At 71.4% G+C, this 1439-nt stretch carries 1 protein-coding gene; it reads right to left on the reverse strand.

The genetic code is table 11. The annotated features are described in order from the left end of the window. A partial coding sequence (locus ASG87_RS09665; protein ID WP_157510999.1) for a condensation domain-containing protein occupies positions 1 to 1439 on the reverse strand: 1439 nt, incomplete at both ends.

Here is a 1439-nt window from a genome sequence, read left to right on the forward strand (position 1 = left end):
CAGCCATTGCCCGACCAAGGCCAGGTAGTGGTCGGCCCAGCGCTGGACCGTGGCCTCGTCGAACAGGTCGCGGTTGTAGGTGAACACGGCCGTCAATTGCCCGCGGGCATCGCGCAGGTTCAGGCTCAGGTCGAACTTGGCCACCGCCTCCACCGGCAGGGGCGCCGGGTCGATCCGCAAGGCCCCGGGTGCAGCCGCCGGCAGCGACTCGCCCTCCTGGTCCAGGCTGTACATCACCTGGAACAAGGGCGTGTGCCGGGGATCGCGTTCCGGATTCAACAGCTCCACCAGACGTTCGAACGGCAGGTCCTGGTGCGCATAGGCGGACAGGATCTGCGCACGCACCTGCTGCATCGCAGTCACGCCGTCGGCGGCCTGGTCCGGACCCAGGCGCAGCACCAGGGTGTTCACGAAGAACCCGATCAACCCTTCCAGCACCCGGTGCGAGCGATTGGACATCGGCACCCCGATCAGCACCTCCTCCTGCCCGGCCAGGCGACCCAGCAACTGGGCAAAGGGCGCCAGCAGCGCCATGAACAAGGTCACCTCGTGGCGCTGGCAGAAGGCCTGCAGGCGCTCGCGCCAGCGGGCCGGCAGCGTCACCCCCAGCGTCGCACCGCGAAGGCTCTGCACCGCCGGGCGCGGCCGGTCGGTCGGCAACCGCAGGACCTGCGGAGCCCCCGCCAGGCTCTGCTGCCAGTAACGCTCCGCCGCCTGCAACCGCTCGCCCTGCCACCACGCCTGCTGCCAGCGCGCATAGTCGCCGTACTGCAGCGGCAGGCCCGGCAGGGCCGCCGCGCCCGACAGCGCGTCGGCATACAGCGCCGACAACTCCGACCACAGCACCTGCATCGACCACCCGTCCGACACGATGTGATGCATCTGCAGCAGCAGCCAGTGCTCCCGGCCATCCAGCCGTACCAGCGCCGCCCGGAACAGCCGGCCCGCCGCCAGGTCGAAGTCCACCCACGACAGCCACTGCCGGGCCACCCGCTCGGCGTCCGCCACGGAAGCCTCCAGCACCGGCAGCGGCAGCCCGGCCGCCGACAACTCCTGCTGACAGACCTGGCCGTCGACCTCGGCAAACGCCGTGCGCAGCACCGCATGCCGCGCCACCAGCCGCTGCACCGCCACACGCAGCGCCGGCACCGACAGCGTCCCCTGCAGGCGCACGGCCGCCGGCATCACATAGGTACCCACGTCCAGCTTCATCTGCTCGATGAACCACAGCCGGCGCTGTGCAAAGGACGCCGGGTGCCGCGTCTGGCCACTCGCCACCGGCGCCGACTCCGCCGGCGTCGCCCCCACCCGGGGCGCCAGCAGCCCGGCCTGCGCCGCCAGCGTCGGATGCGAGAACAGCTCCAGCAGGCTCAACGGCGCCTGCAACTGCTCGCGCACCCGCGCCACCAGTTGCATCGCCAGCAGCGAGTGGCCGCCCA

Origin of the sequence: Frateuria sp. Soil773, assembly GCF_001428405.1 — a bacterium.
Lineage (GTDB): Bacteria > Pseudomonadota > Gammaproteobacteria > Xanthomonadales > Rhodanobacteraceae > LMSL01.